The sequence below is a fragment of the Chryseobacterium sp. PTM-20240506 genome, assembly GCF_048296755.1.
GTDB classification, from domain to species: Bacteria; Bacteroidota; Bacteroidia; order Flavobacteriales; family Weeksellaceae; genus Chryseobacterium; species Chryseobacterium proteolyticum.
Genome location: NZ_CP182581.1, coordinates 2080461 through 2104937 on the forward strand (window position 1 = coordinate 2080461; position 24477 = coordinate 2104937).

Below are 24477 nucleotides of genomic sequence, written 5' to 3' on the forward strand. Positions count from 1 at the left end.
CGCGTTTTTATTTTTAAATTAGCTTCAAATTTTATTTATGAAAACCCATATTTCCATTTTATTTATTTTCATTTTCATTTTGGGTAATGCACAAAATGCATCACAAAAGGACAATTTTGTGAAAGATAATTTTACCAAACAAGAATTTTATATTCCCATGCGTGATGGTGTTAAACTTTTCACAGCAGTATATATTCCTAAAGATATAACCAATAAAAACAAATATCCGTTTCTCATGCAGAGAACCTGCTACAGCATTGCACCTTATGGTGAGAATGAATATAAAACTAAAGTAGGCCCTAATCAGTACCTGATGAAGGATAAATATATCTTTGTATACCAGGATGTCCGCGGAAGATATATGAGTGAGGGAACTTTCACGAACATGACGCCTCAGGTAGAACGTCAATCGAAAAAAGATGTCGATGAAAGTACGGATACCTATGATACGATAGAATGGCTATTGAAAAACGTCAAAAACAACAATGGAAAGGTAGGTCAATTTGGAACTTCTTATCCTGGTTTTTATACAGCTGTAGGGATTTTAGCGGATCATCCGGCACTGGTTGCATCATCACCTCAGGCACCTATTTCTGATTTCTGGAATGACGATTTTCTTCACAACGGAAAATTTATGCTGGGATACTTCAGAACCTTCCCTGTTTTTGGGGTTCAGAAGACCAAAGCTGAAAAACAGGCATGGTACATGGATACTTTTGTAAAGCAGACATCAGAAGACGGACTGAAATTCTACAGGGAAATGGGAACCTTAAAGGACGGCTATAACAAATACTATAAGAACAACTTCTTCATGACCGAAATAATGAACCATCCTAATTATGATGAGTACTGGCAGAAAAGAAGCCTTTTACCTCATCTTAAAAATGTAAAGCATGCAGTAATGACCGTTGGAGGATGGTTTGATGCTGAAGATTTATCAGGTCCGTTGAATATTTATAAAGCGATAGAAAAATCCAGCCCGAAAGCAAAAAACACCATTGTTATGGGACCTTTTTCTCATGGCGGATGGTCACAGGAAATGGGAAAACATTTTCATAATGAAATTTATTTCGGAGACAGCCTCGCTACCTATTACCAGAAGAACATCGAGACACGGTTTTTTAATCACTACCTGAAAGGAAATACCAAAGAAGATGCAGGACTTCCTGAAGCTATGATGTATGATACAGGAGCAAAACAGTGGAAAGAATTTGCATCCTATCCACCAAAAGATGCTAAAAAAGTTAATTTCTACCTGGCTGACGGAACATTAAAAAGTGATTCTCAACAAGGTTTTTCAGAATATTATAGCGACCCGAATAATCCGGTATTAAGCTCAACAAGCTTAAAGGATTTTAATGGATTTACTCCCAGAAATTATATGTCGGAAGATCAAAGGTTTGCGGAAGGAAGACCCGATGTTGTTACTTTTACAACAGATGCTTTATCAGAAGACATGACTTTCGCGGGAGAGATTATGGCAAAATTAAACATCGCCTCTACTTCCACAGATGCTGATTTCGCTGTAAAACTCATTGACGTATATCCGGAGGATTTCAAACCTGTTGAGAAAAAAGACGGTGTTGTGTATGGTAATTATCACCAGATGGTAAGAAGTGAAATTATGCCTGCGAGATTCAGAAACTCAAGGGAAAAAGCCGAAGCTTTAGTTCCTGGTCAGAAAACAGCGGTTCAATTCAGACTTCAGGATGTGGTTCATACGTTTAAAAAGGGACATAAAATCCAGATCCAGATCAGCAGTACATGGTTCCCGCTCTTTTCTGTAAATCCACAGAAATTCATGGATAATCCGAACATGGCTTCTAAAGAAGATTATACCAAAGCATTCATAAGAATTTATAATGACAGCTCAATTGAAGCTGAGGTGATAAAATAAAAAAATCGGGTGACTTCAAGAACTTTAGTCACTTCTCTTCTAATACTTGTAGTATGGTTTTATAATAAAGACCATTGTTTATAAACAAAAAGGTGGCTTCGAAAATCTCAGCCACCTTTTTTATTCTTCAATCGTTCTGAATGTAAGGTTTATTCTTGGAGTTTTTACCTTTGTAGTTGGGGGAAGCCTGTGAAGCCAGTTATCCTGTGTTATTCCTTTCATTACCAATAAGCTTCCGTTTTGTAAGAAAATCTCCACTTTCTCTTTGGTTTGTTTGTGTTTAAACAAAAATTTCCGTTCCGCTCCAAAGGTTACCGATGCAATGGCACCATGCTTTTTCAGGTCTTTTTCACTATCACTATGATAAGCCATCCCTTCACTGCCGTCATGATATAAATTGAGAAGACATGAGTTATAAGTTTCTCCTGATATTTCCTCACACTTTATCTTTAATTCCAATAGCTCAGGCGTCCATAGCGTTGCATACTTGGTCCTGTTGGAATAGGTATACTCAAATGCTTTTTCCCCGAACCACGCCACTTTTCTTTTGGTTAGAATAAGTTTACCGAAAATAATGGCTTCGTCATTTTCCCAGGGAATCTGATTCAAAAGATAGTTATAATAGAAATCGGATTTTTCTTTAGAGAAAATGGTTCCGTAATAATTAACCGTTCCGTCTTTGGGAAGGATATTGACCGGAAAATCATATATTTCTTCAAATAAACTCATTCCTGTTTTTTTATAGCACGGATACACATGAAAGCCGGAAACTTATTTAGTTCTTTAAAATGTTTCGGATCCAGTTTTTCAAATTCTTTTGTAGGTTTTGGTTCAACCAGTTTATCAATATAAAAACCATTGTCTGTAAGCGGAGTGATGCATTCACTAAGAGGTCTTCTGAAGCTGTTAATTTCAACAGGTTTCCCGAATCCGTTCCATATACAATTTACATGTTCAATTTCGAAATATTTTTCTGAATGAAAGTAATTGTATTCAAAAAATGGATGCTCAATCGATATAACAAGACTACCATCAGGTTTCAAAACCCTGCAAAATTCTTGAATGGTAAAATTCCAATCCTCTATATAATGAAGCGCTAATGCACAAATAACAGTATCAAAGCTTCGATCCTCAAACATTTCAAAGGGTAAAGATAAATCGTGGACGAAAAAATCTTTTTCATTATTATTTCTTTCACGTGCCAGCATGACCATTTTCTGACTGATATCAAAACCTTTTACTGTCGCTCCCTCAGATATTAGGATTTCAGCATATTTCCCCGGACCACAAGCCGCATCAAGGATAAATTTACCCTTTACCTCCGGAATAAGCTCCAATGTATTCGGTCTGTCATAATAGGCATTATGTGGTTTGTGATCGATCAGCTCATTATATTTCTCAGCGATCTCCTCATAAGCAGATAAGATTTTATGTTTGATCATGATTGTATCCTTTGATTTCTAGATTGAATCTATTGCATTGGAAGTGCGTGAACTTTCCCAACCAATAATGAGCTGCTTCCGATCCTTTCCCCAACGGTAACCGCCCATGTTTCCTGATGATTGAATGACCCTGTGACAAGGAATAAGAAAGGCTACAGGATTGCTTCCAATAGCTGTTCCTACTGCTCTGGAAGCTTTAGGATTGCCTATTTTCCCGGCCAGATTACCATAAGTAGACAGTTTTCCCATAGGAATTGTCAGAAGGCTTTCCCAGACTTTTAACTGAAAATCAGTGCCCTTAAGGTGAAGTTTTACGGTATTTAACTTGTTCCAGTCTTTACCGAAAATAGACAAGGCATCTTTTTGAAACTGATCCTGCTTCTCATAAAAAGAAGCATTAGGAAACTGGGCTTTCAGATTTCCTAATGCCATTTCTTGATTATTTTCAAAGGCCAGATGGCAAATTCCTTTTTCGGTAGAAGCTACCAGAATGTTTCCAAATGGACTTTCTGAAAAACTATGGTTAATTCTCAGGCTTTTTCCGCCATTTTTAAACTCAGCCGGAGACATTCCTTCTATTTTTACAAATAAATCATGAAGCCTGCTTGTACTGGAAAGCCCGGTCTCATAAGCAGCATCAAATACGCTCAATTTCTCTTCTTTCAAAAGATTTTTGGCATGTTCTATACTGATGAACTGTAAAAATTTTTTCGGACTTGTTCCTGCCCAATCTGTAAAGATTTTTTGGAAATGGGTAGGACTAAGATGCACTTTTTCTGCTACTTCTTCCAGACTCGGCTGAAGTTTAAAATTACTTTGGATATACTCTATCGCTTTAGCGATTCTGTTGTAATCTATTTGACTTTGTGTAGACATATCTTTGTATTTTATCTCACAAATTTCCAAAGAAAATCCCGCAGAAAAAATCCGATTCTTGTGGAATTTTAATCCTGGCTGATGTGATAATAAGCTAACATTTTGTAATATAGTTTAGCGGCAAGGAATGCGCTTGGCTTAGCCATCGGAGAATCCATCAATTCCACAATATCAAAAGCTACAACATTACATTTTTCAAATACTTTTCTTAATAATTCCAACGTTGGATACCATTGCAGACCTCCGGGTTCTGGTGTTCCGGTAGATGGACAGATAGATGGGTCAAAAGCATCCAAATCGATTGTAATATATACATTTCCGGAAACTTTTTCTAAAACATCATTGATCCAGTTATCATTGACAGCAATTTCATGTGCAAAAAATACTCTTCCTTCAGGTAAATACTGGTATTCTTCAACATCCATTGAACGGATACCCACCTGAACCAGGTTGTGCTTCTGATTAGCTTCAAAAACAGCACATGCATGATTGGAGGTAGAACCATGGAATTCAGGACGTAAATCCGTGTGAGCATCCAGTTGTAATACTGTTAAATTATCATATTTCTCACCTACTGCACGGATCGAACCAATAGAAACAGAGTGTTCACCACCAAAAAGGGTAAACAACTTTCCTTCATTCTGCAAAAGCTCTTTTGTTTTTTGATAAACGGCCTCGGTCATCGCTTCAGGTGTAGCATTTTCAGATACTTCTCCGGCAAGATAAACACCATCAAGGTAAGGCTCGGTTCCTGTCTCTATGTCATAAAGCTCCATGTTTTCAGAAGCATTAAGGAATAATTCAGGACCTTTATCCGCTCCTTTACCCCATGTTGAGGTTCCGTCGTAAGGAACGGTAACCAACATTACTTTTGAGTTTTCTAATGACGCATTTTCTTCAGGAATTCCCGCGTATGTTTTCATGTTTTTATTTAAAAATTAAATGATTTAAAATTTGAAATACTTCCAGCAAAGATACAAAGAAGTTGGAAGCCGGAAGCAAGAGAAGGGAAGTTTTTGAAGGTATCAACAAACTCACAGCCTCTATAAAATTCTAACTTCTTCCATCTCCTCTAAAATTCACTACCTTTGCAAAAAAAATCAAATATGTCCTTAAAAGCGGTGCTTTTTGATATGGATGGGGTAATTGTAGATACAGAACCTTTGCATAGAAAAGCTTACTTCAAGATGTTCGAAGATCTTAAAATTCAGGTATCTGAAGAACTTTACACTTCATTTACCGGAGCTTCCACCAAAAAAGTCTGCGAAACATTAATTCAGATATTCGGGCTTAACCATACTTATCAGGAGTTGACCAATATAAAAAGGGATTATTTTAAAGATTACTTCTATAATGATGCCGATTTTGACCTTATTCCCGGGGTGAGAAAACTGATAGAACATTACTATGAAAATAATATTCAGCTCATTGTGGCCTCTTCCGCAAGCATGGTAACCATCAATATGGTTTTTGAAAAATTCGGACTTGAAAAATATTTCAACGGGAAAATCAGTGGTGCTGAGTTAAAAGAATCAAAACCTCATCCTGAAGTTTTTCTTTTGGCAGCCCAGCTGGCTGAACAGCCGATAGAAAACTGCCTGGTAATTGAAGATTCTACCAATGGAATTCTGGCCGCTCATAATGCTAAAATTTTCTGTGCCGCCTATAAAAGTGAACATTCCCATAATCAGGATTATTCCCTGGCTAACATTACCATCTCAGATTATACTGAACTGGAATTAGATAAAATCTCAGATTATTTTAAATAAAAAAGGTTCTCGATCGAGAACCTTTTTTTATATTGATCCGTCTCTGAGAGGAGCGCTAGTATCCCAAAAGTTTTAAAACATCTTCCGGCTCCTGTCTTTCACGGAATATTTCATATTGAAACTCTCCGTTTTCATCTTTCTGAATCAGAATATGTCTTGGCTGAGGCATTAAGCAATGATGCACTCCTCCGTATCCTCCAATCGTTTCCTGATAAGCTCCTGTATGGAAGAAACCAATATATAAAGGTTTTGTATCACTGAAAACAGGCAGGTAGATTGCATTGGTATGTTGTTCGGAATTATAATAATCATCCGAATCACACGTTAAGCCTCCCAGAAATACTCTTTCATAAGTATCTTCCCAACGATTCAGAGGAAGCATGATAAAGTGTCTTGAAATCGCCCATGTATCAGGAAGTGTCGTCATGAATGAAGAATCGATCATGTTCCACTTCTCTCTGTCGTTCTGACGTTTTTGCGAAATAATTTTATAGAGGTTAGCTCCACTTTCTCCTACCGTGAAACTTCCAAATTCAGTATAAATATTCGGTTCCTCTACTCCCTCTTCTTCACAGAATTTTTTAATCTGGGAAACGATCTCTTCAACCATATACTGGTAATCGTAATCAAAGTTCAAAGAAGTCTTAATCGGGAAACCTCCTCCGATGTTCAAAGAATCCACCTCCGGAGCAATTTTCTTCAAACGTGCATATACACGAAGACATTTATATAATTCATTCCAGTAATACGCAGTATCTTTGATCCCTGTATTGATGAAAAAGTGAAGCATTTTCAATCGCGCATTCGGGTGTTCAGCAATTTTCTGACTGTAATAAGGAATAATGTCTTTATATCCTATTCCTAATCTGGATGTATAAAATTCGAATTTCGGTTCTTCCTCGGAAGCAATTCTGATCCCTATATCAAAAGTAGTATCGATACTCTCTGTAAGTTTGTCTAGTTCCCTGTAATTATCAAGGATCGGAGTAATATTTTCAAAACCATTATTAATCATCTCCGAAATTTTTGCCAGATAATCATCTGTTTTGAATCCATTACAGATTACTTCAATATTTTTATCTACTTTACCTTTTTTGTAAAGAGACCTTACAATATCCATATCATAAGCGGAAGATGTTTCAATAGAAATATCATTCTTCAGAGCTTCTTCAATAACAAAATTAAAATGACTGGATTTCGTACAGTAACAATATCTGTAATTTTTCTTATATTCGATTTTCTCAAAAGCCTCCTTGAACCAGCCTTTTGCTTTCTGAATATTCTGAGAAATCTTCGGGAGGTAACTAACCTTTAAAGGAGTTCCAAACTTTTCAACAACATCCATCAAAGGAATATCGTGAAACAACAAATTGTTTTCAGAAACGTTAAATTCTTCTGTTGGAAAATATAACGTCTGATCAATAAGTTCCGAGTATTTTATTTTCATTTTTTAGCAAGTGAATTAAGAATGCAAAATTGCTAAAAAAGTTTGATTTTTTGATGTTAAAATTATTATAATTTTATTTGATCTTCATGAAAGGCTCTATCGAAATCAGCACCCGCTAATTCACCGTTTATTAATATGTAAACTTACGAATATAGAATTGTCTTTTATCATCAGAAATCTCCAACACTTGTTGAATATATACATCTACAGAGCCGTATTTCTTATCAATTTCATTAAATGCAGAATCCAGATAATTCCTCTCTACCCAGCTGAGCTTTTCCAATACTTTGATATCCATTTTAGGATATAGAAAATGCAGGTTTCCAGCCAGCTTTAATCGCTTCATAACCATATCTTCCCTGTAGTTGTTAGACATCAGATAATCATTATAAATTGTTGCTTTATCAAACTTTAAAATGGTCAGAATAAGAGCTGTAATAATACCTGTCCTGTCTTTCCCTGCCGTGCAGTGATATAAAACAGGTTGATCTGAATCCAAAATTTCACTAATAATCTTTTTGATTGTTGCCGGATTTTCGGTTACATATTCACGATAAAAATCAACCATTCTTTTATCAGCATCGGCAGAATTTACCTTTCCCTTTAAAACCAGCTTCCTTGCTTGTGATAGCTGGTCTCCCTGATCTTCAAATGCTGAGTATTTTTTATAGCTAAGCTGAGCAGGTAGATGATCAGGCTTCAGACCGATTTCTTTTTCATTTCTGAGATCTATCACTTCCGCTATTCCCAGTTTTTTAATCGTGTCAAATGATTTTTTCTTCAGCTTATTAAGATGCCCGCTCCTGTAAAAAACACCTTTTCGTAATGTTCTCCCGTCAACATTTTTCATTTCTTCCAATGTCCGGAAATTATGTACTTTTTTCACTCCTGCATTTTCAGCCTGGCTTTTTCCATACTCGGGTGCAGAGAAGTTCTGTATTTTACAGGAAAAAGCACAGAATAGCACAATAAAAAGGAATAGTATTTTAAGTAATTTCTTCAATATTCTAGAAAAATTAAGTCGATGTCGATACAAGATACAAAAGTTTCTCCGAATACTCAATTTCAAAGGTATTCAGCTTATCGTTCTAAAAACAAACATCAGCTTAATATATTGGTGGATATTCTATATCATCGCGTCCTACAAAAAACAACAAATCGCCGGATTCATAGTGAACGGATACTTCATCTTCAACAGCAAAATTTCGGGTTCCGATCCTTGAAGTAATGCTTAAGCTACCATTTGTAAGAGGCCAGTTCAATCCTTTTGTCGTTATATTTTCCACAATAGGGAAAGGATATAAAGAAATCATTCTATTCTTCACCTTTTGCACTGTAAAATCTTTAGGAATAAAATAATATTCAGAAAATTCATCATAAAATTTTATCTCCAATCTGTCTTTAAAGGTATAAGCAACCGTAAGGTTTCCTAAGAAATGGTCCTGCTCTCCACCACTGGCCCCAAAAACATCTATAGCGCGAAACCCCTTATCCAAGATAATTTCCAGAGCTTTATGAAAGTCTGTTTTATCCTGATCCAGGGTGAGAATAAATTTTTCCTGATATACCTCTTCATCGGATCCTGTGTGTGAATCAAAATCACCGGAAATGAAGTCCAATTTATCTAAAGGAAATCTTTTCTCTTTTAAGTAATGAAAAGCTCCATCCGTACATGCAATTAAATCATATCCGGATAGGTCAGGAAAGGACATGGGAGGTTCTCCGTTAATAAAAAGTAATACTTTATCTTTCATTCGGATTCCAGTATTCTTCCGGTTCGTTATTTAGTTTTGAAATATACCGGGCAAGAACAAAAAGATAATCTGAAAGCCTGTTGAGATATTTAATTAATTCAGGACGAACCTCTTCAGCTTCATTCAGGAAAACCAGAGAACGTTCTGCCCTTCTGCAGATTGTTCTTGCTGCATGAAGAAATGTCGCAGATTTTCCGCCACCGGGAAGTATAAAATATTGAAGAGGATCCAGCTGGGTATCAAAATCATCCATCCAATGCTCTAATTCTTCAATCTCATTTTCTGAAATAATCAACGGAAGCCTGGATTTTCCATTGGCAAGCATTAATTTATCAACCGGAGTTGCTGCTTCAGAGCCCACAGTAAATAAATCAAACTGAATTTTCTTCAATTGCTTTAAAACCTCAACATCTTCAATATGACTTTTTGCAATGCCAATAAAAGAATTCAACTCATCGATATTACCATAACTTTCTACTCTGGCGCTGGCCTTGGAAACTCTTGTTCCTCCGTAAAGAGCGGTTTGTCCTTTATCTCCTGTTTTTGTATAAATTTTCATACGACTAAATTACTTTTTTAAAATTAGCTTTACAATACTTACGGGTTTGTTTCTTATCTTGTTTTGTAATTCTGCTAATAAAAAATGACCGGTAAAAACCAGCCATCTTCAAATTATTTATCTACCTCAACATATTGCAACACTGTCTTGTTTTTAGAATTATAAATAATGGTACTTTTATTGGGAAACCGCTTTAATTTATAATACTCGATACCATTGTCATTCTTTATATCTTCTAAAATGCTTTTATCAATTGTATTTTCAGGCAGGAACTTTTCAATAAAACTTATTTTATCTACTATATTTTGTCCGTCTACCCTTCGGGCTGCCTTATCGGACCGGGTTTCATCCGTTGTAGGTTGAGACTCCAGAAATGGAATGATATCTTTTTTGTCTGCTTTATACTTAAAAATATATCCTGTAGTGCCATTTGGAAATACAAACTTTTTCCCGTTTTCATCGGATACAACAGCTTTCCCTGAACCAGGAAAAACCTGATTAAATTGAACATCTTCAGAATTTGTCAGGGACTTGATGGACTCATTCACGGTCTTTTTCACCCTCTCTTCCACTGCCTGCTGGGTCCTTTGCTTTACTGTTTCGGTTGTTTCCTGTACAGTCTGATCTATTTTATCACTGATTTTATTACACGATAGTAGTGACAAAGCACTTGTAATTCCTAAAATTAGCTTCTTCATTTCTCTGAAATTATAAATAATACCCGGTACATCTCTCTTTTAAACGTAAAAAACGCAATGATATTTTAGGAGAAAAAAATATTTTCAATGTGCCAAATCCTACTGACAAACTGTTGTCATAACCTGCTCTTATCTTTGTATCAACAATAACAAATTAAACAAAAATATTATGGCAACTACAGCAACAGCAACAAAACAGTTTATGACATCAGACCAATTATTAGAGCACTGGCAAGGACACAGAAATCTGACAAGAAGAGTAATTGAAGCGTTTCCTGAAAAAGAATTATTCGAATTTTCTATAGCAGGTATGAGACCATTTGCTAAACTGGCAGTTGAGCTTATCAGCATTGCAGGACCGGCATTAAAGGGAATCAATGAAAAAAACATGGAGGCTTATAACGAAGAGGGATTCAACCCTAAAACAAAAGAAGAAATACTGAAAAAATGGGACGAAGAAACAGAAGTAATCAACCATTATTTTAATCAGATTTCTGAAGAGCGTATGCAGGAAACGTTCAATCTGTTTGGCCAATATGAATTTCCGGTATATCAGAATATCCTATATTTCATCGATAATGAAATCCATCACCGTGGACAAGGTTATGTCTATCTAAGATCATTAGGAATTGAACCTCCGTTTTTCTGGGAGAGATTTTAATTCTGTTTAAAAATATTTTTCTTCTATCAAATTATTAAATTTAGTGAATGCAAAAGCTTTCAGATTCTCTGAAAGCTTTTGTTTTTTAACCCGGCAAAATATTTTTAAAGAAAGTAATAATGTTCTCTTTTAACTGGGCGAAGGCACTTGAGGCTCCAAATTCTTTGTTATCATATCCTATAGGAAATCCCTTGGCAACATACTCATTATTTTTATTTAAAGTAAGCACCTCAAAGTCATCATTTACTTTACCCAGCTTATCTGTATGAATATTCAAATATTTTATAGAGGCCTGTTTTGAAAAATCGAGTTGAGTAATATCAATTGTTTTAACTTCTTTCTTAAGGTCGGACCGGAAATAAAGATTCATCTTCTTGACATCAATAACGGTCTGCCATTCTCCCGCATATACAGAATTAAGAACATTCCAGGCATATTCTACAGGCTTTTTATCATACTTATAACTATAAAGCATATAGTAAGCTTTACTATATCTGTCTTCCCATTTATTTTGCTGACCAAGATCAAATTTTTCATTACCTCCTAAAAAATCAAACCTCTGAACCCGTTCAATATCTTTCTTATACTGATTATTGCATAGAAGAGGCATAGGCATATCCTTTCCTGTAAGCACCTTATACTTTCCATTTAGCAAAGCTATAGTTGCTGTATTTCCTTTAGCATCAGTAACGAAGAAGTGGCTTCCTCCAGCACTAGGCCACCAATCAATATTAGGACCGCCATTCAAATGATCTATCACTTCCTGAACAGATTTATAATTATCCAACTGGTATTGAATCCATTGTGCCCAAAACATATTAGGCTGTGTGGGATTAAAAACTTTTGTGGTTTCCTCCAGAGAAAGTTCAACCAGAAAAAGACCTTTTTCATTTACACCGTAACAAGGGAAATCATAGCCTAGAAGATTAAAGGTTATAGAACCATATAATGATTGCCATTCCTTTTCAGCATTCAGATGTCGGGAGGTAAGATTTTCCCAGCTTATATTTCTTTTGGCAATCCCACGTTTATTGACGACGATCATCCCCGGCATTGTTTTCCAATTCTCATTGAATCCGATTACACAATAATCATTACCCTTTAATAAAAATGCTGAGCAGGCGGAAGAAATCCCGTAATGAAGAAGAGCCAGGAGCAGCATAGAACGCATCAATATAAATTTCATAATTAATCAGTTGGTTATTGTAATTTCGTAGAAATATTTGTGATCAGCTCACCAATTTTTGTTTTGAGTGTTTCTGGTTCCAAAACTACAGCGTAATCCGCAAATGTAATCAGCCATCTTGGAAATCCCTCTTTGATCCACTCCGTTTCAAAGGTCATCACAACTCCTTCATCGGTTTCAGTTTCGTCTATTAAACCATAGTATCTTTTAGAATTAACGAGATGCCCCATTATTTTCTTATCTACCAGCAATTTTACTTTGGTAACATCATTACCGGAATTTTTCCTATAATCATTAATTCCACCATACTCTTTTGAAAAAGGAATACTGGTTTTGGAAACCTGAAGAATCCGGTCTACCCTGAATTGTCTGAAATCCTGTCTTAACGTACAAAAAGCCATAATGTACCAATAATTAAATTCAAAAAATAAACCTACCGCTTCTACAATCCGGTTAGATACCTTTGAATCCATACTTCTGTATTCTATGGAAAGTTGCATTTTTTCTGCAATACTTTCAAGGATCAGGGGGATCACATTTTTAACAGAATCCGTTGATTGAGCATGGTAATTAAAAATATCAACCTGCTTTTCTACTGTCTGTATTAAATTTTTATCGGAATGCCTCAGCACTGAACGCACTTTTTCCATAGCCGTCCGGTAATGAGAGCCCAAACTCTCGTGAGAAAACTTTTGCATCAGCTTTTCGGCTGTAATAAAGCTCAAAACTTCTTCTTTTGTAAACATGACAGGAGGAAGTTTATATCCGTCCATTAAGGAATATCCGCTACCCGCTTCTCCGACAATCGGAATCCCCGCATTTTCAAGTGTTTTTACATCCCGATAGATCGTTCTGATGCTTACTTCGAACTTCTCTGCCAGATCCTGAGCCCTTACCAAAGGTTTGGATTGCAGTTGAGTAAGAATTGCTGTTACCCTGTCAAGCTTTTTAAGATAATGGTCATTCATTTTATCCGGTCACTCTAAACTTTTATACAATAATTCCAGATATAGTAAAACCAACAATTTTAGCTATATTTAGATATCCAAGAATCACATATTATTACTAATGAGCTACACCAATTTCATCCAGACTATTGAAAGGATTTCGAATCCTGAACAGGCTGTCATTGATGAACTGATTTCAAAGTTAGAATTAAAAAATTACAGAAAAGGAGATTTTTTATTAAAATCTGATGAAACCTGTAAACATTTTTATTTCCTGCAAAAAGGACTGGTAAAATTGTTCTTTGATAATGGGGATAAAGATTTTATCATGACTTTTTTTGCTGAAAATTCTTTTTTTACGGAATTGAGCGGATTTCTTACTGGTAAACCATCCAAATATATGTTTGTAGCACTAGAGCCTGTGGAAGTATACTCCATTCGCAAATCTGTTGTCGACGACTTATGTAAAAAATACCATTCTGCAGAAACCCTTTTCAGTAAGCTATATTCAAAAGCACCTGTTAACATGATGGGTAGAATAAGTGAAATGCTGGAAGATGATGGCAAGAGGAGATATCATAATTTTCTGAAACAAAAGCCGGAACTTATCCAGCGTATCAGCCTGGGAGACCTTGCGGACTATATTGGCATTACCCAGGTTTCACTAAGCAGGATCCGTGCGCAAAAATGATTTTTTATCATTTGTAAAAAAATCTGAATTAATTGCAATCTACATTTGTCACATAATTAATCAAAAAAACAAAATTATGTCACAAAGAATCAACGCATTTGCTATGGGAAATAAATCTGTAAATGCACTTCACACCATGGGATATCATGTAGAAAACTCATCTCTTGACAATGCTTTTCTGGAACTTCTTTATTTTCGTGTTTCACAGATGAATGGCTGTGCTTTTTGCCTGGATATGCATTCGAAACAATTAAGGGCAAAGGGTGAAACCGAGCAGCGAATATTTTTGGTAAGTGCCTGGAGAGAATGCCCATTCTACACAGAAAAGGAAAAGGCAGGTCTCTTATGGGCGGAAAAACTTACCGAACTGAACGGAAAAGAAATTGCGGATGACCTATACCAGGAAGTAAGCAACCATTTTTCTGAAACAGAAATGGTGGATCTTACCATGGCTATTATCGCGATCAACAGCTACAATAGGATAAATATTGCCTTCGGAGCTGAAGTAGGCACTTATCAGGTTCCTCAAAAGAACTAAAAAAGTTTTACAAATAGAATGAAACCTGTATTTCTTGTACAGGTTTCATTTTTTATTATATTAATCCTGTTTAAAAGAATTCATCAATTTATCAAGATTCAGACTTCTGGCAGATGCTTCAAAAATTTCACGGTAAGTCCCGTTTTCCTGAACCAGTTCATTGTGAGTTCCACTTTCAACCACTCTTCCCTTTTTCATAACATAGATTTTATCAGAATCCAGAATCTGAGACAAAGAATGTGAAATAATGATTACTGTTCTTCCTTCTTTAATGGCATCTAAAGAGTTTTTGATCTGTTCGGTTGCAATAGCGTCCAGGCTTGCAGTAGGCTCATCGAGAAAAATAATTGGCGGATTCTTAAGGAATAATCTCGCAATAGCAATTCTTTGTTGTTGTCCCCCTGAAAGCTGGGTAGCATCGTGGTTATACTGATCCGGTAGATCCTGGATCTGTTCATGGAGGTATGCTTTTTTTGCAGCTTCCCGGATTTCATCAAAACTGGCATTCATATTTCCATACCGGATATTATCTTCTATACTTCCCTGAAAAATATGATTTCTTTGAAGTACAAGACCTATATCATTTCTTAAAAATGTGTTATCAAAATCATTTAAATTGACATTATCAAGTAGAATATCTCCTGAATCCGGAAGGTAAAATTTACACAAAAGATTGATAATTGTGGATTTACCGGCACCACTTAATCCTACCAAAGCCGTTGTCTTTCCATTTTCAATTTTCATAGAAACATCATGTAAAGCTTTCGTTCCGTTTGGATAGGTAAAGTCTATATTTTTAAGTTCAAATGTTCCCTTAATTTCCCTTTCTACAAATGTCCCGTTTGGTTCTTTTTCATCGTCAGCATTTAAAATATCAAAGTAACCTTCAGCATAAATCATTGCATCATTCATATCATCATAAATACGATGAAGTTGGCGTATCGGGGATGAAACATTATTGAAGAGCATAATATGAAGCATAATTGCACCAATTGTCATCTGCTGGTCCAGAACAAGATAAACGGTAAGCAAAATGATGAGTACAACCCCAAACTGTTCTATAAAAGTCTTAAGCCCATCATAAATAAAATTTGTTTTTCTGGTGAACATCTGGCTCTCCATTAATTGCATCTGAAGATCATACTGCTTTTTACCCTCGAATTTTTCACGGACAAAACTTTTAATCACCATAATCGAATTGATCAGGTTCAGAAGGCCCGAAGTCTTTTGCTCACGCTGGTTTCTCAGCTGCCTGCGAACCCCACCCAGCTTTTTAGCCTGTAATGAACTTATATAAAAATAAATAGGAACAATTATGGTGGATACCATGCCAACATATACATTTTGCATATACATGATGATCAAAGCAATGATCGCATTGGAAAAGAGAGGCAAAATATCTATGAAAAAATTCTGAACAAGCTTAGTGAGACTTTCAATCCCACGATCGATCCTGATCTGCAATTTTCCTGATTCGTGGTTTTCATCATTAAAATATGCAACCCGGTACGTCAGTATTTTATCAATAGCTGACTGAGCCAGAACAGAACTTACATTGATCCGGATCTTTTCCCCATAGAATTTCTGTCCGAAATTGATAAAAATATTCAACAGTTCTTTTCCCAGTAATATTATGGAAATCACTACCAACACATGAATTCCTTCCGACATAGGATGTGGAAGATGTGTTAGTAGGGTTACCTCGTCAACAGTATACTTCAAAACCAAAGGATTGACCTGGGCTGCAAGAGCTCCTAAAAACGTCAGGAATAAAGTTCCGTAAATCATCAAACGATAAGGCCTTATAAATGGAATAAGCTGTTTATATATTCCAAATAAAGTAACTGTTCTATTAAAAGGTTTCGCCATTATTATAAGATCTTTAGTAAAATTAAAGCTTTTTTAAAACAATCTATAAAAAAAGCCAGCATAAAAGCCGGCTCATTCTTTTGCTATAAAAATTTCTCTTTAATATCGGGTTTTCAAAACGATCTTTCCTAGTTCTAAAAGCTCATCCTGCTGGGTAAAGTGAACACGTCCTTTCTTCGAAAATACTTCCCATGCGATCATGGAAACAATATCATCAACAACTCCCTGTTCTTTAGAATCGTCAACGTACTCAAATGTACGTTCATCAATCATTTTTACCGGCTGTTCATAATCCTGATGTACGATCAGCAGATCACCCCTTCCGTCCAAAGCGGCCTGGTAAATTTCCTGAAGATCCGTAAGAACCGTTCCATGAGACACCGCCTCTTTAACTTCCTCAATAGCCAATGCACGACTTTCTTTTTGTTTAGCCTTAATAATTTCATAAGCCTGCTCTACAATGTGATGCTCATCAGCAGATACATAATTTTTATTATCATGGCCAATATAGATCTTAGGAATGTCAGCAACTTCAAGAAGTTTACTATAATTATCCGCAGTACTAATAACAACTACGTTTAAATTTGATTTTTTGTAAATTTCAACAATGGATTTATCAACCCTGTTAAAATATTCTTTGATCTGATTATCTACCTGTTTGGAATCGCTTCTCACATCTGAATGGGTAATATAAAAGGGATTCTGGGGAAATGGAAACCCTTCCTCTCGGACTTCCCCGACAATAGAATCATTTAATGCTTCGTACAGCTTGGTACCGCTTTGCGTTAAAACTAAGATGAGATATTCCTGAGCTCTTACTGCAGCCTTGATCAGAGGCCTTACAGCAAACTTCTCCTCCACTTCTGTTACATTTCCTCTTGAAGCCCATGTAGATTTTATAATTTCTTCTGTGTCGTTCGACAAAAAAATATGCAAACTATCCAGATTGTACTGATGGTCAATTTTCCCTGCAATATGATCCAGCTTTTCCAAAACTCCTGCGGCAGGTCTTTTTCCGTACTCATCAATAACACGGTTTTCTGCTTCTTTGATGAGGTTTTTTAAAATGATTTCGTCTTGTTGGTTTTCAGGAAATGTTCTGTGGGTATTTAATGAAATACTTACACAAGGTTCATTTCTTTCATTGGCTAGTTTTTGTAATTTTTCTTGTAATGACATATTTGTATTTTTTATTAATAATGAAATTTAATGATTTATTTTATCATTTTAACACAATTAAATACAAAAACCAGGCCTTTAAAACAATTTAAAAGTGCTTTTTATATAAAATACGAAAAATATCAATTTAAAATTTATTCTATATTAAAAATTAGCTATCATTCTTTCTTGGAGAGTAATAATGTACTTTAAAAAATTTCCACCCTTTCTCCTAGGTATGTAAAATATCATATTTTAATTGTTGTATTTAAATATAACAATTAAATATTTATAGTACATTTGTTTTATCATTAAAAAACGACAAGATGAATAATAAACAAAAAGCCTTAGTAAAGTCAACCGTTGCGGTTTTAAAATCAAACGGTGCAGATCTCACTCAATATTTTTACAACAGAATGTTCAACCATAATCCAGAGCTCAAAAATCTTTTAACATGAGTCATCAGGCAAGTGGCAAGCAACAACACGCACTAGCCGGAGCAGTGCTTGCCTATGCTGAACATATTGAAAATCCAACTTTACTAATTAATATTTTAAGATCTATAGGCAATAAGCACGTCAGCCTTAATATAAAACCGGAACAATATAATATTGTAGGACTTCATCTGATCTCATCGATAAAAGAAGTTTTAGGAAAAGCGGCTACTGACGAATTATTGGAAGCTTGGACGCAAGCCTATCATGAACTTGCCCAAATAATGATTTCTATCGAAGACGAAATATATTGTTCTAACCTAAACAAAAATGGGGGATGGAAAGGTTGGAGAACATTCATCATCAGTAAAATCGTAGAGGAAAGCATGGAGGTTAAATCCTTTTATCTTAAGCCTAAAGATGGGCAGCCAATTGCAGAATACTTTCCCGGTCAATTCATATCTGTAAAAACATATATTCCATCACTGGGATATGAGCAACCAAGACAATATAGTCTATCATCGGCCTTCACTCCTAAATATTACAGGATATCTGTAAAAAAAGAGAAAAATCAATTTAATCCGGATGGTATTGTATCCCATATCATGCATGCTAAGTTAGCAGGAGATGAAATAGAAGTGAGCGCACCTGCAGGAATCTTTCACATTAATCCTTTATCGGAATATCCTTTAGTGCTTATAAGTGGAGGGATTGGAGTTACCCCTCTTTTAAGTATGCTGGAAACAAATGAAAACAACAATCGTAACCCTGTTGTATGGTTGCATAGTTGCCGGGATCAAACAGTTCATTCCTTCAAAGATCATATTGACTATTTAGAACAAAATAATGAATGGCTCACCACCCACATCTTTTATGAAAATAAAAATAAAGAAGATGACCAGGCAATACATGAAGGAAGAATTAACCTCCATGAAGTGAAAGAAGAAATTCTTATTGACAATGCAAAGTATTATATTTGTGGTCCCGAAGCATTTATTAAAGTGCAGTACAATTCTTTGATGCAGTTAGGAATTGCCGGAGAAAATATTTTTTACGAAGAATTCGGACCTCAGTTCCTTCATTTAAATTAGCAATTAATGAAATTGAACCACTTTACTGATTATAGTTTGCGCGTTTTAATCTATTTAAATAAAAAAGATAAGGCTCAGTCCTGCTCATTGGACGAATTATCAGAAAAGTTGAATATTCTTCGCAATCACCTTATTAAAGTGGTTCAGTTTTTATCTCAGAAAGGATTTGTTATTACCAAAAGAGGAAAAAATGGTGGAATCATTATTTCTGATAAGGCCCGTACGACAGGGCTTGGTGATCTTATTCACCTCCTTGAACAGGATGATAGTCCGATTATCAACTGCCAAAGTAAATCTTGCATATTTATATCTTATAACTGTCAGTTAAAATCATTTTTAGACATCGCCTATCAGGCATTTATCGATAGTATGAACAAGCATTATTTATCCGACCTTGTTTTTAATAATTGGGATATCATTTTTGCGAGCCAGCATACCAGTAATTAAAACTTAACCTTCGTAAAGATATGTTGTAAGGTAATGAAGCTCGGGTTTACTTGCTTCTTTTGATTCCGCTTCCGCCTGTTCCAGAGAATATTGGGAGGTAATTTCTTTGCGCTGGAATACAAATGAATTATTTGCATTTTTATCAACCACATCATTGAAGATGTGTTCTATCTCTGAATTTGCCAACGATGCAAAACTAATATCCTCAAATCCATACATCAACCTTAAATCATCAAATTCTGAAAACTGATTATCAACAAAACTTTGAAGCTGTGATTTCGAATCAAAATTCCCTGCCCAGATATTGTATGCGTATTTCTTCTTTTTAGGCTTATCCAGGATACTCTGATACACAAAATTTTCACCCAGATAAGCTTCCCTTACTTGCGGATCATTTGCCAGGTCCTCCGGAAGACCTTCTTTCAGGATCCTACCTTCAAACATGATGTATGTTTTATTAGTAATAGCGAGAGTCTGCTGAACATTGTGGTCGGTGATTAAAATTCCGATATTTTTATCGACAAGACTTCTTACAATTTTCTGTATATCTTCTACTGCAATGGGGTCTACCCCTGCAAAAGGTTCATCCAGAAGGATAAAGTTCGGGCTGGTAGCAAGACAGCGCGCAATTTCAGTCCTACGTCTTTCTCCTCCGGAAAGAAGATCTCCTCTGTTTTTACGAACATGCTGCAATGAAAATTCTTCGATCAGCTCATCACATTTGATTTGCTGTTCACGCTTGGAGAGATTGGTAAGCTGTAAAACTCCCATAATATTTTCCTCAACAGAAAGTTTTCTGAAGACAGAGGCCTCCTGAGCAAGATAACCAATTCCTTTTTGTGCTCTGCGATACATCGCATCAGTTGTTATTTCCTGTTTATCCAGGAAAATTTTACCGGATGTCGGCTTAACCAATCCCACGATCATATAAAATGAAGTGGTTTTACCTGCTCCGTTAGGACCTAGCAAACCAACAATTTCTCCCTGCTGGACTTGTACAGAAACGCCTTTTACAACTTTTTTTGGACCGTATTCTTTGATTAAGTTTTCTCCTCGTAAAATCATAGTCGCAAAGATATAAATTTGTTTTAAGTTATGATTTTGTAACTACTCATATTTTTCTTCGACTTATGTTAAAAACAATTCACTTTATCATAAAAAATACTAAAATGGAAAATTACGGTTATAAAAAACAGAAAATACCCGGGATCAGCAGGCCCATGTACCATATCGCTCTGAAAAAAAGATCCCTGCTGCAATACTAGGTATACTTGTAGGATGGCTTGCCCTGAATAAATTTTATCTTGGCTATACTAAAGAAGGTATTATTCAGATTATTTTAAACCTTGTTACTTTTGGGGCAGCTTCTATCATTCCTTTCATTGAAGGTATATTGTACCTGTTTATGAGTGACAAACAGTTTGATGACACTTATGTATATGGTAAAAAAGGCTGGCTGTAAATCCAGGCATCAGATATTCTAACGAATTTGATACATTTACTGCACCAACAGCAAATTAATTTTAATGGAAAATAACAAAGAATTAACAGAACTCCTTGCATTAGATTTAGGAATCAACCTGGTTGACCGTAGACCTTATGCTAAGGAAGTTTTTAAATGGCAGGATATGGATCTCCTTCCCCATTCATCCACAGACACCTTACTTTGTGAAATTTTTGAATGGAATGGCAGAAACTGGAGAACAACCAGCAATAATCTTATTGGGTATCTCTTTTCAGGAGAGAATCTGACTACAATAAAAAACCAGTTGATTAATGCTCCGAAACATCCTGCTCTGATTCCTGATTTTGAATTTACAAAAGACAGCATGATCGAATACGGCCTTTCGCTGCCTTCTCTTTTTAATATCGGAGTTAACGGAAATATAAAAAATGCTAAAAACTTTTCTGTCCGTGTCAATGGAGTAACAAAATCAAGAATCACCAACATTGATTCTCCGGGAATTGAAATCTTAAAAAACTATTCAGCATTTACCCAGGATAAAACAAAGACGTACAGAAAAAATATCAAGTTTAATTATTTGAGTACTTCTTTATTTTATGCCGAAAGCGTTGAGATTTATTTAGAAAAAGAATCTTCAACTGTTCTTGATGTAAGCTTTCAAACGCAGGACGTTGAAGTGGAATCAAAGTTAGATACGGATACTAAGAAACATTTTGTTCTAAAATATATAGGTAACCAGGCTCCCTTTGCTGCTAAATTTACAAAAGGTAAAGATTTCAATATAATGTGATAAATTTTAACTATATTTAGTTTATCTAAAAAAATAAATATTATCATGAAAAAATTAACGAAAAAAAATCTAAAAACCATCAACGGTGGAAATATAAGACCACCCGATGCAAATGGCAACTGCCCATCAGGTTGGTTTTTATGCCCAAGTAATATCTGCGTTTATGACAATGGAGGTAAAGACCCTATAGTTCCGGGAAAACCTCATTACAATGCCTGTTTCGGATAAATAAAAAACACCTCTATATAGAGGTGTTTTTTATTTATCTGTTTTAAAACTATTTATTTAAAAGCATTGCTGCTTCCTTTGCAAAATAAGTGAAGATCATATCTGCACCAGCTCTTTTAAAACATGTTAAGCTCTCAATGATCGTTTTATCATTATCTAGCCAGCCGTTTTGGGCAGCCGCTTTTACCATTGCATATTCTCCACTTACATTGTACACAGCAATCGGAAGATCAATTGCTTCACGAACTTTAGAAACAATATCAAGATAAGGAAGCCCCGGTTTAATCATAATGATATCCGCTCCTTCATCAATATCTTTAAATACTTCATTTAAAGCTTCCCTGGAATTATGAAAATCCATCTGATAAGTCTTTTTATCTTTTGGAATTTCCATATTATCTTTTGGAGCACTATCCAGAGCACTTCTGAAAGGTCCATAAAAAGAACTTGCGTATTTTGCGGAATAACTTAAAATTCCTACATCTGTAAATCCACTTTCTTCTAAGGCTTCACGAATCCCTAATACTCTGCCATCCATCATATCACTTGGTGCGACAATGTCTGCCCCGGCTTCTGCATGAGATACAGACATTCTTGCCAGTGCATCTACAGTTGCATCATTTACAATTTTTCCGTTTTCGATTATTCCGTCATGTCCATAAATAGAATAAGGATCCAGCGCTACATCAGGCATAACGATCATTTCGGGAAGAGCATCTTTTATGGCTTTAATGGTGTTCTGCATTAATCCGTTTTTGTTCCAAGCTTCTTTTCCCGTATTATCTTTTAAATGATCTGACACCTTCATATACAGGTTGACAGATTTTACCCCCAAAGAAAACAGTTCTTTACACTCTTTAACTGTAAGATCGATACTCCGCCTGAATATTCCCGGCATTGATGCAATTGGTTCCTGCTTGTTTTCACCCTCCATTACGAAGATAGGCATTACGAAATCATGAGTTGTAAGTATATTTTCCCTTACCAAACTTCTCATTGATTCATTTACTCGTAGCCTTCTGTTTCTTGAATGTATCATTTTGGAATACTTTTTGAATAAGTTTATGCAAATTTACTACAAGTTAAATGAAAAAATATGTTGGAGAGTGGTAGATTTTTTATATTTTTGTTTTATAAATACTTGAGAAATTATATTTTGATGAAAAAACTTTTACTTTTATTTCTTTTCGCAGGCACTTTTGTTGGATTTTCCAGCAATCTAAATGCACAACTCAGGGAGCCTGGTTCCATCTCACAAAAATCTGATGATGGAGTTTTTATTGCTTACCCTAATCCTGCGAAAGATTTCCTAATTATTCGAGCAAAAGACCCTTCTTTAAAGGTTAAAAATGTTACATTCTATTCTATTCTTGGTACACAGGTTGCTACTTATGCGGTTAATATGAATTCGGGAGAAATTAATATTGAAAAATTAAAACCCGGTAAATATTTGATCCGTTACATTTTAAGTGACAACACTCAAAAAGTTACCCAGATCGTAAAACAATAAATTAAATCCTGATAATCATCAGGATTTTTTCTTTTACGTTAGTAGTCCTTTTAATTATTCCGTAACTTTCGGGACATTTTTATACTAATAGTAAAAAAACAATTTAATGCTAAAAGCTGAACATATTACTAAAACCTACAATGCCGGAAAAAAAACCGCATTGGATGATTTTAGCATACATGTCCCAAAAGGGAGCATCTATGGTCTTTTAGGCCCAAATGGAGCGGGAAAAACATCATTTATCCGTATCATCAATCAAATTACCCAGGCAGACTCCGGAACTATATTCATCAATGGAGAGAAGTTAAATCCCGATCACATCAAAAATATCGGTTACATGCCTGAAGAAAGAGGTTTGTATAAAAATATGAGTGTAGGAGATCAGATTCTTTACTTCGCAGAACTAAAAGGAATGAGCAAAAATGATGCTCTCAGTGAAGCAAAGAAATGGTTTGAAAAACTTAATATTGATCAGTGGTGGAAGAAAAAGCTTTCCGAGCTTTCGAAAGGGATGGCACAAAAAATCCAGTTTGTGGTTACGGTATTGCACAGACCACATTTACTTATTCTCGATGAGCCCTTTTCAGGTTTCGACCCCGTAAATGCAAATTTAATAAAAGATCAGATTATTGATCTTAAAAATAACGGAACCACCATCATTCTTTCAACCCACAGAATGGAAAGTGTAGAAGAGATGTGCGACTATGTAGCACTAATCGACAATTCAAAAAAAGTTTTGGATGGCAGAGTTTTCGACGTTAGGGAAAAATTCAAAAAGAACATCTTCGGTATTACCCTTTCGGCTGTAAATGATTCAAATTTTGAGACATTCAAACAGAAATATGAGGTGTTTAATTTCTCAAATGAAAATGATCTTGTTTCTTTTGATCTGAAAAACGAAAGTGATCAGAACAACATCCTTTTAGATTTGGTACATGTGGGAAAAGTCAGATCATTTGACGAAAGAATTCCGAGCATGAATGAAGTATTTATTAACGCTGTAGGCCATCATTCTTAATT

At 35.4% G+C, this 24477-nt stretch carries 26 protein-coding genes and 2 pseudogenes; 13 read left to right on the forward strand and 15 right to left on the reverse strand.

Annotated elements, in window-relative coordinates; translation table 11 throughout:
- The first annotated feature begins 37 nt into the window (after nucleotides 1-37).
- The gene (locus ACNFU2_RS09130; protein WP_418124702.1) at nucleotides 38-1897 is read left to right on the forward strand and encodes a CocE/NonD family hydrolase; all 1860 of its coding nucleotides are present in this window, start codon (nucleotides 38-40) and stop codon (nucleotides 1895-1897) included.
- 120 nt (nucleotides 1898-2017) lie between these two features.
- On the opposite strand, the gene ACNFU2_RS09135 is transcribed toward ACNFU2_RS09130, so the two are convergent.
- The 4 genes from ACNFU2_RS09135 to speB all read right to left on the reverse strand — a co-directional run bounded on the left by ACNFU2_RS09135 (nucleotide 2018) and on the right by speB (nucleotide 5138).
- Nucleotides 2018-2626 (reverse strand): alpha-ketoglutarate-dependent dioxygenase AlkB family protein, encoded by a 609-nt coding sequence (locus ACNFU2_RS09135; RefSeq protein WP_418124704.1) that lies wholly within the window; start codon nucleotides 2624-2626, stop codon nucleotides 2018-2020.
- On the reverse strand, nucleotides 2623-3339 hold the full coding sequence (locus ACNFU2_RS09140) for a class I SAM-dependent methyltransferase (protein WP_273649004.1): 717 nt from the start codon (nucleotides 3337-3339) through the stop codon (nucleotides 2623-2625). The genes ACNFU2_RS09135 and ACNFU2_RS09140 overlap by 4 nt, the downstream gene beginning before the upstream one ends.
- Nucleotides 3340-3357: 18 nt before the next feature.
- Nucleotides 3358-4215, reverse strand: coding sequence for a bifunctional helix-turn-helix domain-containing protein/methylated-DNA--[protein]-cysteine S-methyltransferase (locus ACNFU2_RS09145; protein WP_273649006.1), 858 nt, complete (start codon nucleotides 4213-4215; stop codon nucleotides 3358-3360).
- Between the two features lie 68 nt (nucleotides 4216-4283).
- Entirely contained in the window at nucleotides 4284-5138 is an 855-nt protein-coding gene (gene speB, locus ACNFU2_RS09150) for an agmatinase (protein WP_172279929.1), read from the reverse strand.
- A 183-nt stretch (nucleotides 5139-5321) separates the two neighbouring features.
- Between speB and ACNFU2_RS09155 the strand changes: the two genes are divergently transcribed.
- On the forward strand, nucleotides 5322-5984 hold the full coding sequence (locus tag ACNFU2_RS09155; RefSeq protein WP_172279931.1) for an HAD family hydrolase: 663 nt from the start codon (nucleotides 5322-5324) through the stop codon (nucleotides 5982-5984).
- 55 nt (nucleotides 5985-6039) lie between these two features.
- Here the strand turns inward: ACNFU2_RS09155 and ACNFU2_RS09160 are convergent, their stop codons facing one another.
- The 5 genes from ACNFU2_RS09160 to ACNFU2_RS09180 form a co-directional block, all read right to left on the reverse strand.
- The gene (locus tag ACNFU2_RS09160) at nucleotides 6040-7431 is read right to left on the reverse strand and encodes an arginine decarboxylase (RefSeq protein WP_172279933.1); all 1392 of its coding nucleotides are present in this window, start codon (nucleotides 7429-7431) and stop codon (nucleotides 6040-6042) included.
- 130 nt (nucleotides 7432-7561) lie between these two features.
- Entirely contained in the window at nucleotides 7562-8434 is an 873-nt protein-coding gene (locus ACNFU2_RS09165) for a tyrosine-protein phosphatase (protein ID WP_273649008.1), read from the reverse strand.
- A gap of 103 nt (nucleotides 8435-8537) precedes the next feature.
- The gene (locus ACNFU2_RS09170) at nucleotides 8538-9185 is read right to left on the reverse strand and encodes a thiamine diphosphokinase (protein WP_273649010.1); all 648 of its coding nucleotides are present in this window, start codon (nucleotides 9183-9185) and stop codon (nucleotides 8538-8540) included.
- Nucleotides 9175-9744: a cob(I)yrinic acid a,c-diamide adenosyltransferase gene (locus ACNFU2_RS09175; protein WP_273649011.1), complete on the reverse strand. Its 570-nt coding sequence runs from the start codon at nucleotides 9742-9744 to the stop codon at nucleotides 9175-9177. Before ACNFU2_RS09175 ends, ACNFU2_RS09170 begins: the two co-directional genes overlap by 11 nt.
- A gap of 113 nt (nucleotides 9745-9857) precedes the next feature.
- Nucleotides 9858-10442, reverse strand: a complete 585-nt coding sequence (locus ACNFU2_RS09180; RefSeq protein WP_273649013.1) for a hypothetical protein — start codon at nucleotides 10440-10442, stop codon at nucleotides 9858-9860.
- Nucleotides 10443-10611: 169 nt separating this feature from the next.
- Here ACNFU2_RS09180 and ACNFU2_RS09185 point away from each other — a divergent pair, with 169 nt between their 5' ends.
- Nucleotides 10612-11103 carry a DinB family protein gene (locus tag ACNFU2_RS09185; RefSeq protein ID WP_273649015.1) on the forward strand — a complete coding sequence of 164 codons (492 nt, stop codon included), beginning with the start codon at nucleotides 10612-10614 and terminating at the stop codon, nucleotides 11101-11103.
- Nucleotides 11104-11188: 85 nt separating this feature from the next.
- On the opposite strand, the gene ACNFU2_RS09190 is transcribed toward ACNFU2_RS09185, so the two are convergent.
- Nucleotides 11189-12289 carry a linear amide C-N hydrolase gene (locus ACNFU2_RS09190; RefSeq protein WP_306613918.1) on the reverse strand — a complete coding sequence of 367 codons (1101 nt, stop codon included), beginning with the start codon at nucleotides 12287-12289 and terminating at the stop codon, nucleotides 11189-11191.
- A 14-nt stretch (nucleotides 12290-12303) separates the two neighbouring features.
- Nucleotides 12304-13257, reverse strand: a complete 954-nt coding sequence (locus ACNFU2_RS09195; protein ID WP_418124710.1) for a helix-turn-helix transcriptional regulator — start codon at nucleotides 13255-13257, stop codon at nucleotides 12304-12306.
- Nucleotides 13258-13357: 100 nt separating this feature from the next.
- Between ACNFU2_RS09195 and ACNFU2_RS09200 the strand changes: the two genes are divergently transcribed.
- Together ACNFU2_RS09200 and ACNFU2_RS09205 are read left to right on the forward strand one after the other, a co-directional pair.
- Nucleotides 13358-13927, forward strand: coding sequence for a Crp/Fnr family transcriptional regulator (locus tag ACNFU2_RS09200; RefSeq protein ID WP_273649021.1), 570 nt, complete (start codon nucleotides 13358-13360; stop codon nucleotides 13925-13927).
- A gap of 76 nt (nucleotides 13928-14003) precedes the next feature.
- Nucleotides 14004-14465, forward strand: coding sequence for a carboxymuconolactone decarboxylase family protein (locus ACNFU2_RS09205; protein ID WP_273649023.1), 462 nt, complete (start codon nucleotides 14004-14006; stop codon nucleotides 14463-14465).
- Between the two features lie 60 nt (nucleotides 14466-14525).
- Here ACNFU2_RS09205 and ACNFU2_RS09210 read toward each other — a convergent pair whose 3' ends face one another.
- Both ACNFU2_RS09210 and ACNFU2_RS09215 read right to left on the reverse strand, forming a co-directional pair.
- Nucleotides 14526-16253, reverse strand: coding sequence for an ABC transporter ATP-binding protein (locus ACNFU2_RS09210; RefSeq protein ID WP_273651058.1), 1728 nt, complete (start codon nucleotides 16251-16253; stop codon nucleotides 14526-14528).
- A 180-nt stretch (nucleotides 16254-16433) separates the two neighbouring features.
- Nucleotides 16434-17513 (reverse strand): hypothetical protein, encoded by a 1080-nt coding sequence (locus tag ACNFU2_RS09215; protein ID WP_273649025.1) that lies wholly within the window; start codon nucleotides 17511-17513, stop codon nucleotides 16434-16436.
- 305 nt (nucleotides 17514-17818) lie between these two features.
- Between ACNFU2_RS09215 and ACNFU2_RS09220 the strand changes: the two genes are divergently transcribed.
- The 3 genes from ACNFU2_RS09220 to ACNFU2_RS09230 are packed head-to-tail and all read left to right on the forward strand — an operon-like array spanning nucleotide 17819 to nucleotide 19464.
- Nucleotides 17819-17950 (forward strand): globin domain-containing protein, encoded by a 132-nt coding sequence (locus ACNFU2_RS09220; protein WP_273649027.1) that lies wholly within the window; start codon nucleotides 17819-17821, stop codon nucleotides 17948-17950.
- Nucleotides 17947-19017 (forward strand): globin domain-containing protein, encoded by a 1071-nt coding sequence (locus tag ACNFU2_RS09225; protein ID WP_273649029.1) that lies wholly within the window; start codon nucleotides 17947-17949, stop codon nucleotides 19015-19017. Before ACNFU2_RS09220 ends, ACNFU2_RS09225 begins: the two co-directional genes overlap by 4 nt.
- Before the next feature lie 6 nt (nucleotides 19018-19023).
- On the forward strand, nucleotides 19024-19464 hold the full coding sequence (locus ACNFU2_RS09230; RefSeq protein ID WP_273649031.1) for an Rrf2 family transcriptional regulator: 441 nt from the start codon (nucleotides 19024-19026) through the stop codon (nucleotides 19462-19464).
- Nucleotides 19465-19803: 339 nt separating this feature from the next.
- On the opposite strand, the pseudogene lptB reads toward ACNFU2_RS09230, so the two are convergent.
- Nucleotides 19804-20529: pseudogene (gene lptB, locus ACNFU2_RS09235) on the reverse strand (LPS export ABC transporter ATP-binding protein); the annotation flags it as partial.
- A 104-nt stretch (nucleotides 20530-20633) separates the two neighbouring features.
- Between lptB and ACNFU2_RS09240 the strand changes: the two are divergent.
- From ACNFU2_RS09240 to ACNFU2_RS09250, 3 genes and pseudogenes are all read left to right on the forward strand, one after another.
- Nucleotides 20634-20926 (forward strand): annotated as a pseudogene (locus tag ACNFU2_RS09240) (TM2 domain-containing protein).
- 64 nt (nucleotides 20927-20990) lie between these two features.
- Complete coding sequence (locus tag ACNFU2_RS09245) at nucleotides 20991-21719, forward strand: hypothetical protein (protein WP_172279959.1); 729 nt, start codon at nucleotides 20991-20993, stop codon at nucleotides 21717-21719.
- Nucleotides 21720-21764: 45 nt separating this feature from the next.
- Nucleotides 21765-21947, forward strand: a complete 183-nt coding sequence (locus ACNFU2_RS09250) for a bacteriocin (protein WP_172279961.1) — start codon at nucleotides 21765-21767, stop codon at nucleotides 21945-21947.
- A 49-nt stretch (nucleotides 21948-21996) separates the two neighbouring features.
- On the opposite strand, the gene hemB is transcribed toward ACNFU2_RS09250, so the two are convergent.
- Nucleotides 21997-22986 carry a porphobilinogen synthase gene (hemB, locus tag ACNFU2_RS09255; protein WP_306613924.1) on the reverse strand — a complete coding sequence of 330 codons (990 nt, stop codon included), beginning with the start codon at nucleotides 22984-22986 and terminating at the stop codon, nucleotides 21997-21999.
- Nucleotides 22987-23106: 120 nt separating this feature from the next.
- On the opposite strand from hemB, the gene ACNFU2_RS09260 reads away from it, so the two are divergent.
- Entirely contained in the window at nucleotides 23107-23457 is a 351-nt protein-coding gene (locus tag ACNFU2_RS09260) for a T9SS type A sorting domain-containing protein (protein WP_172279965.1), read from the forward strand.
- A 106-nt stretch (nucleotides 23458-23563) separates the two neighbouring features.
- Nucleotides 23564-24475: an ABC transporter ATP-binding protein gene (locus tag ACNFU2_RS09265; RefSeq protein ID WP_172279967.1), complete on the forward strand. Its 912-nt coding sequence runs from the start codon at nucleotides 23564-23566 to the stop codon at nucleotides 24473-24475.
- The last annotated feature ends 2 nt before the right edge of the window (nucleotides 24476-24477 follow it).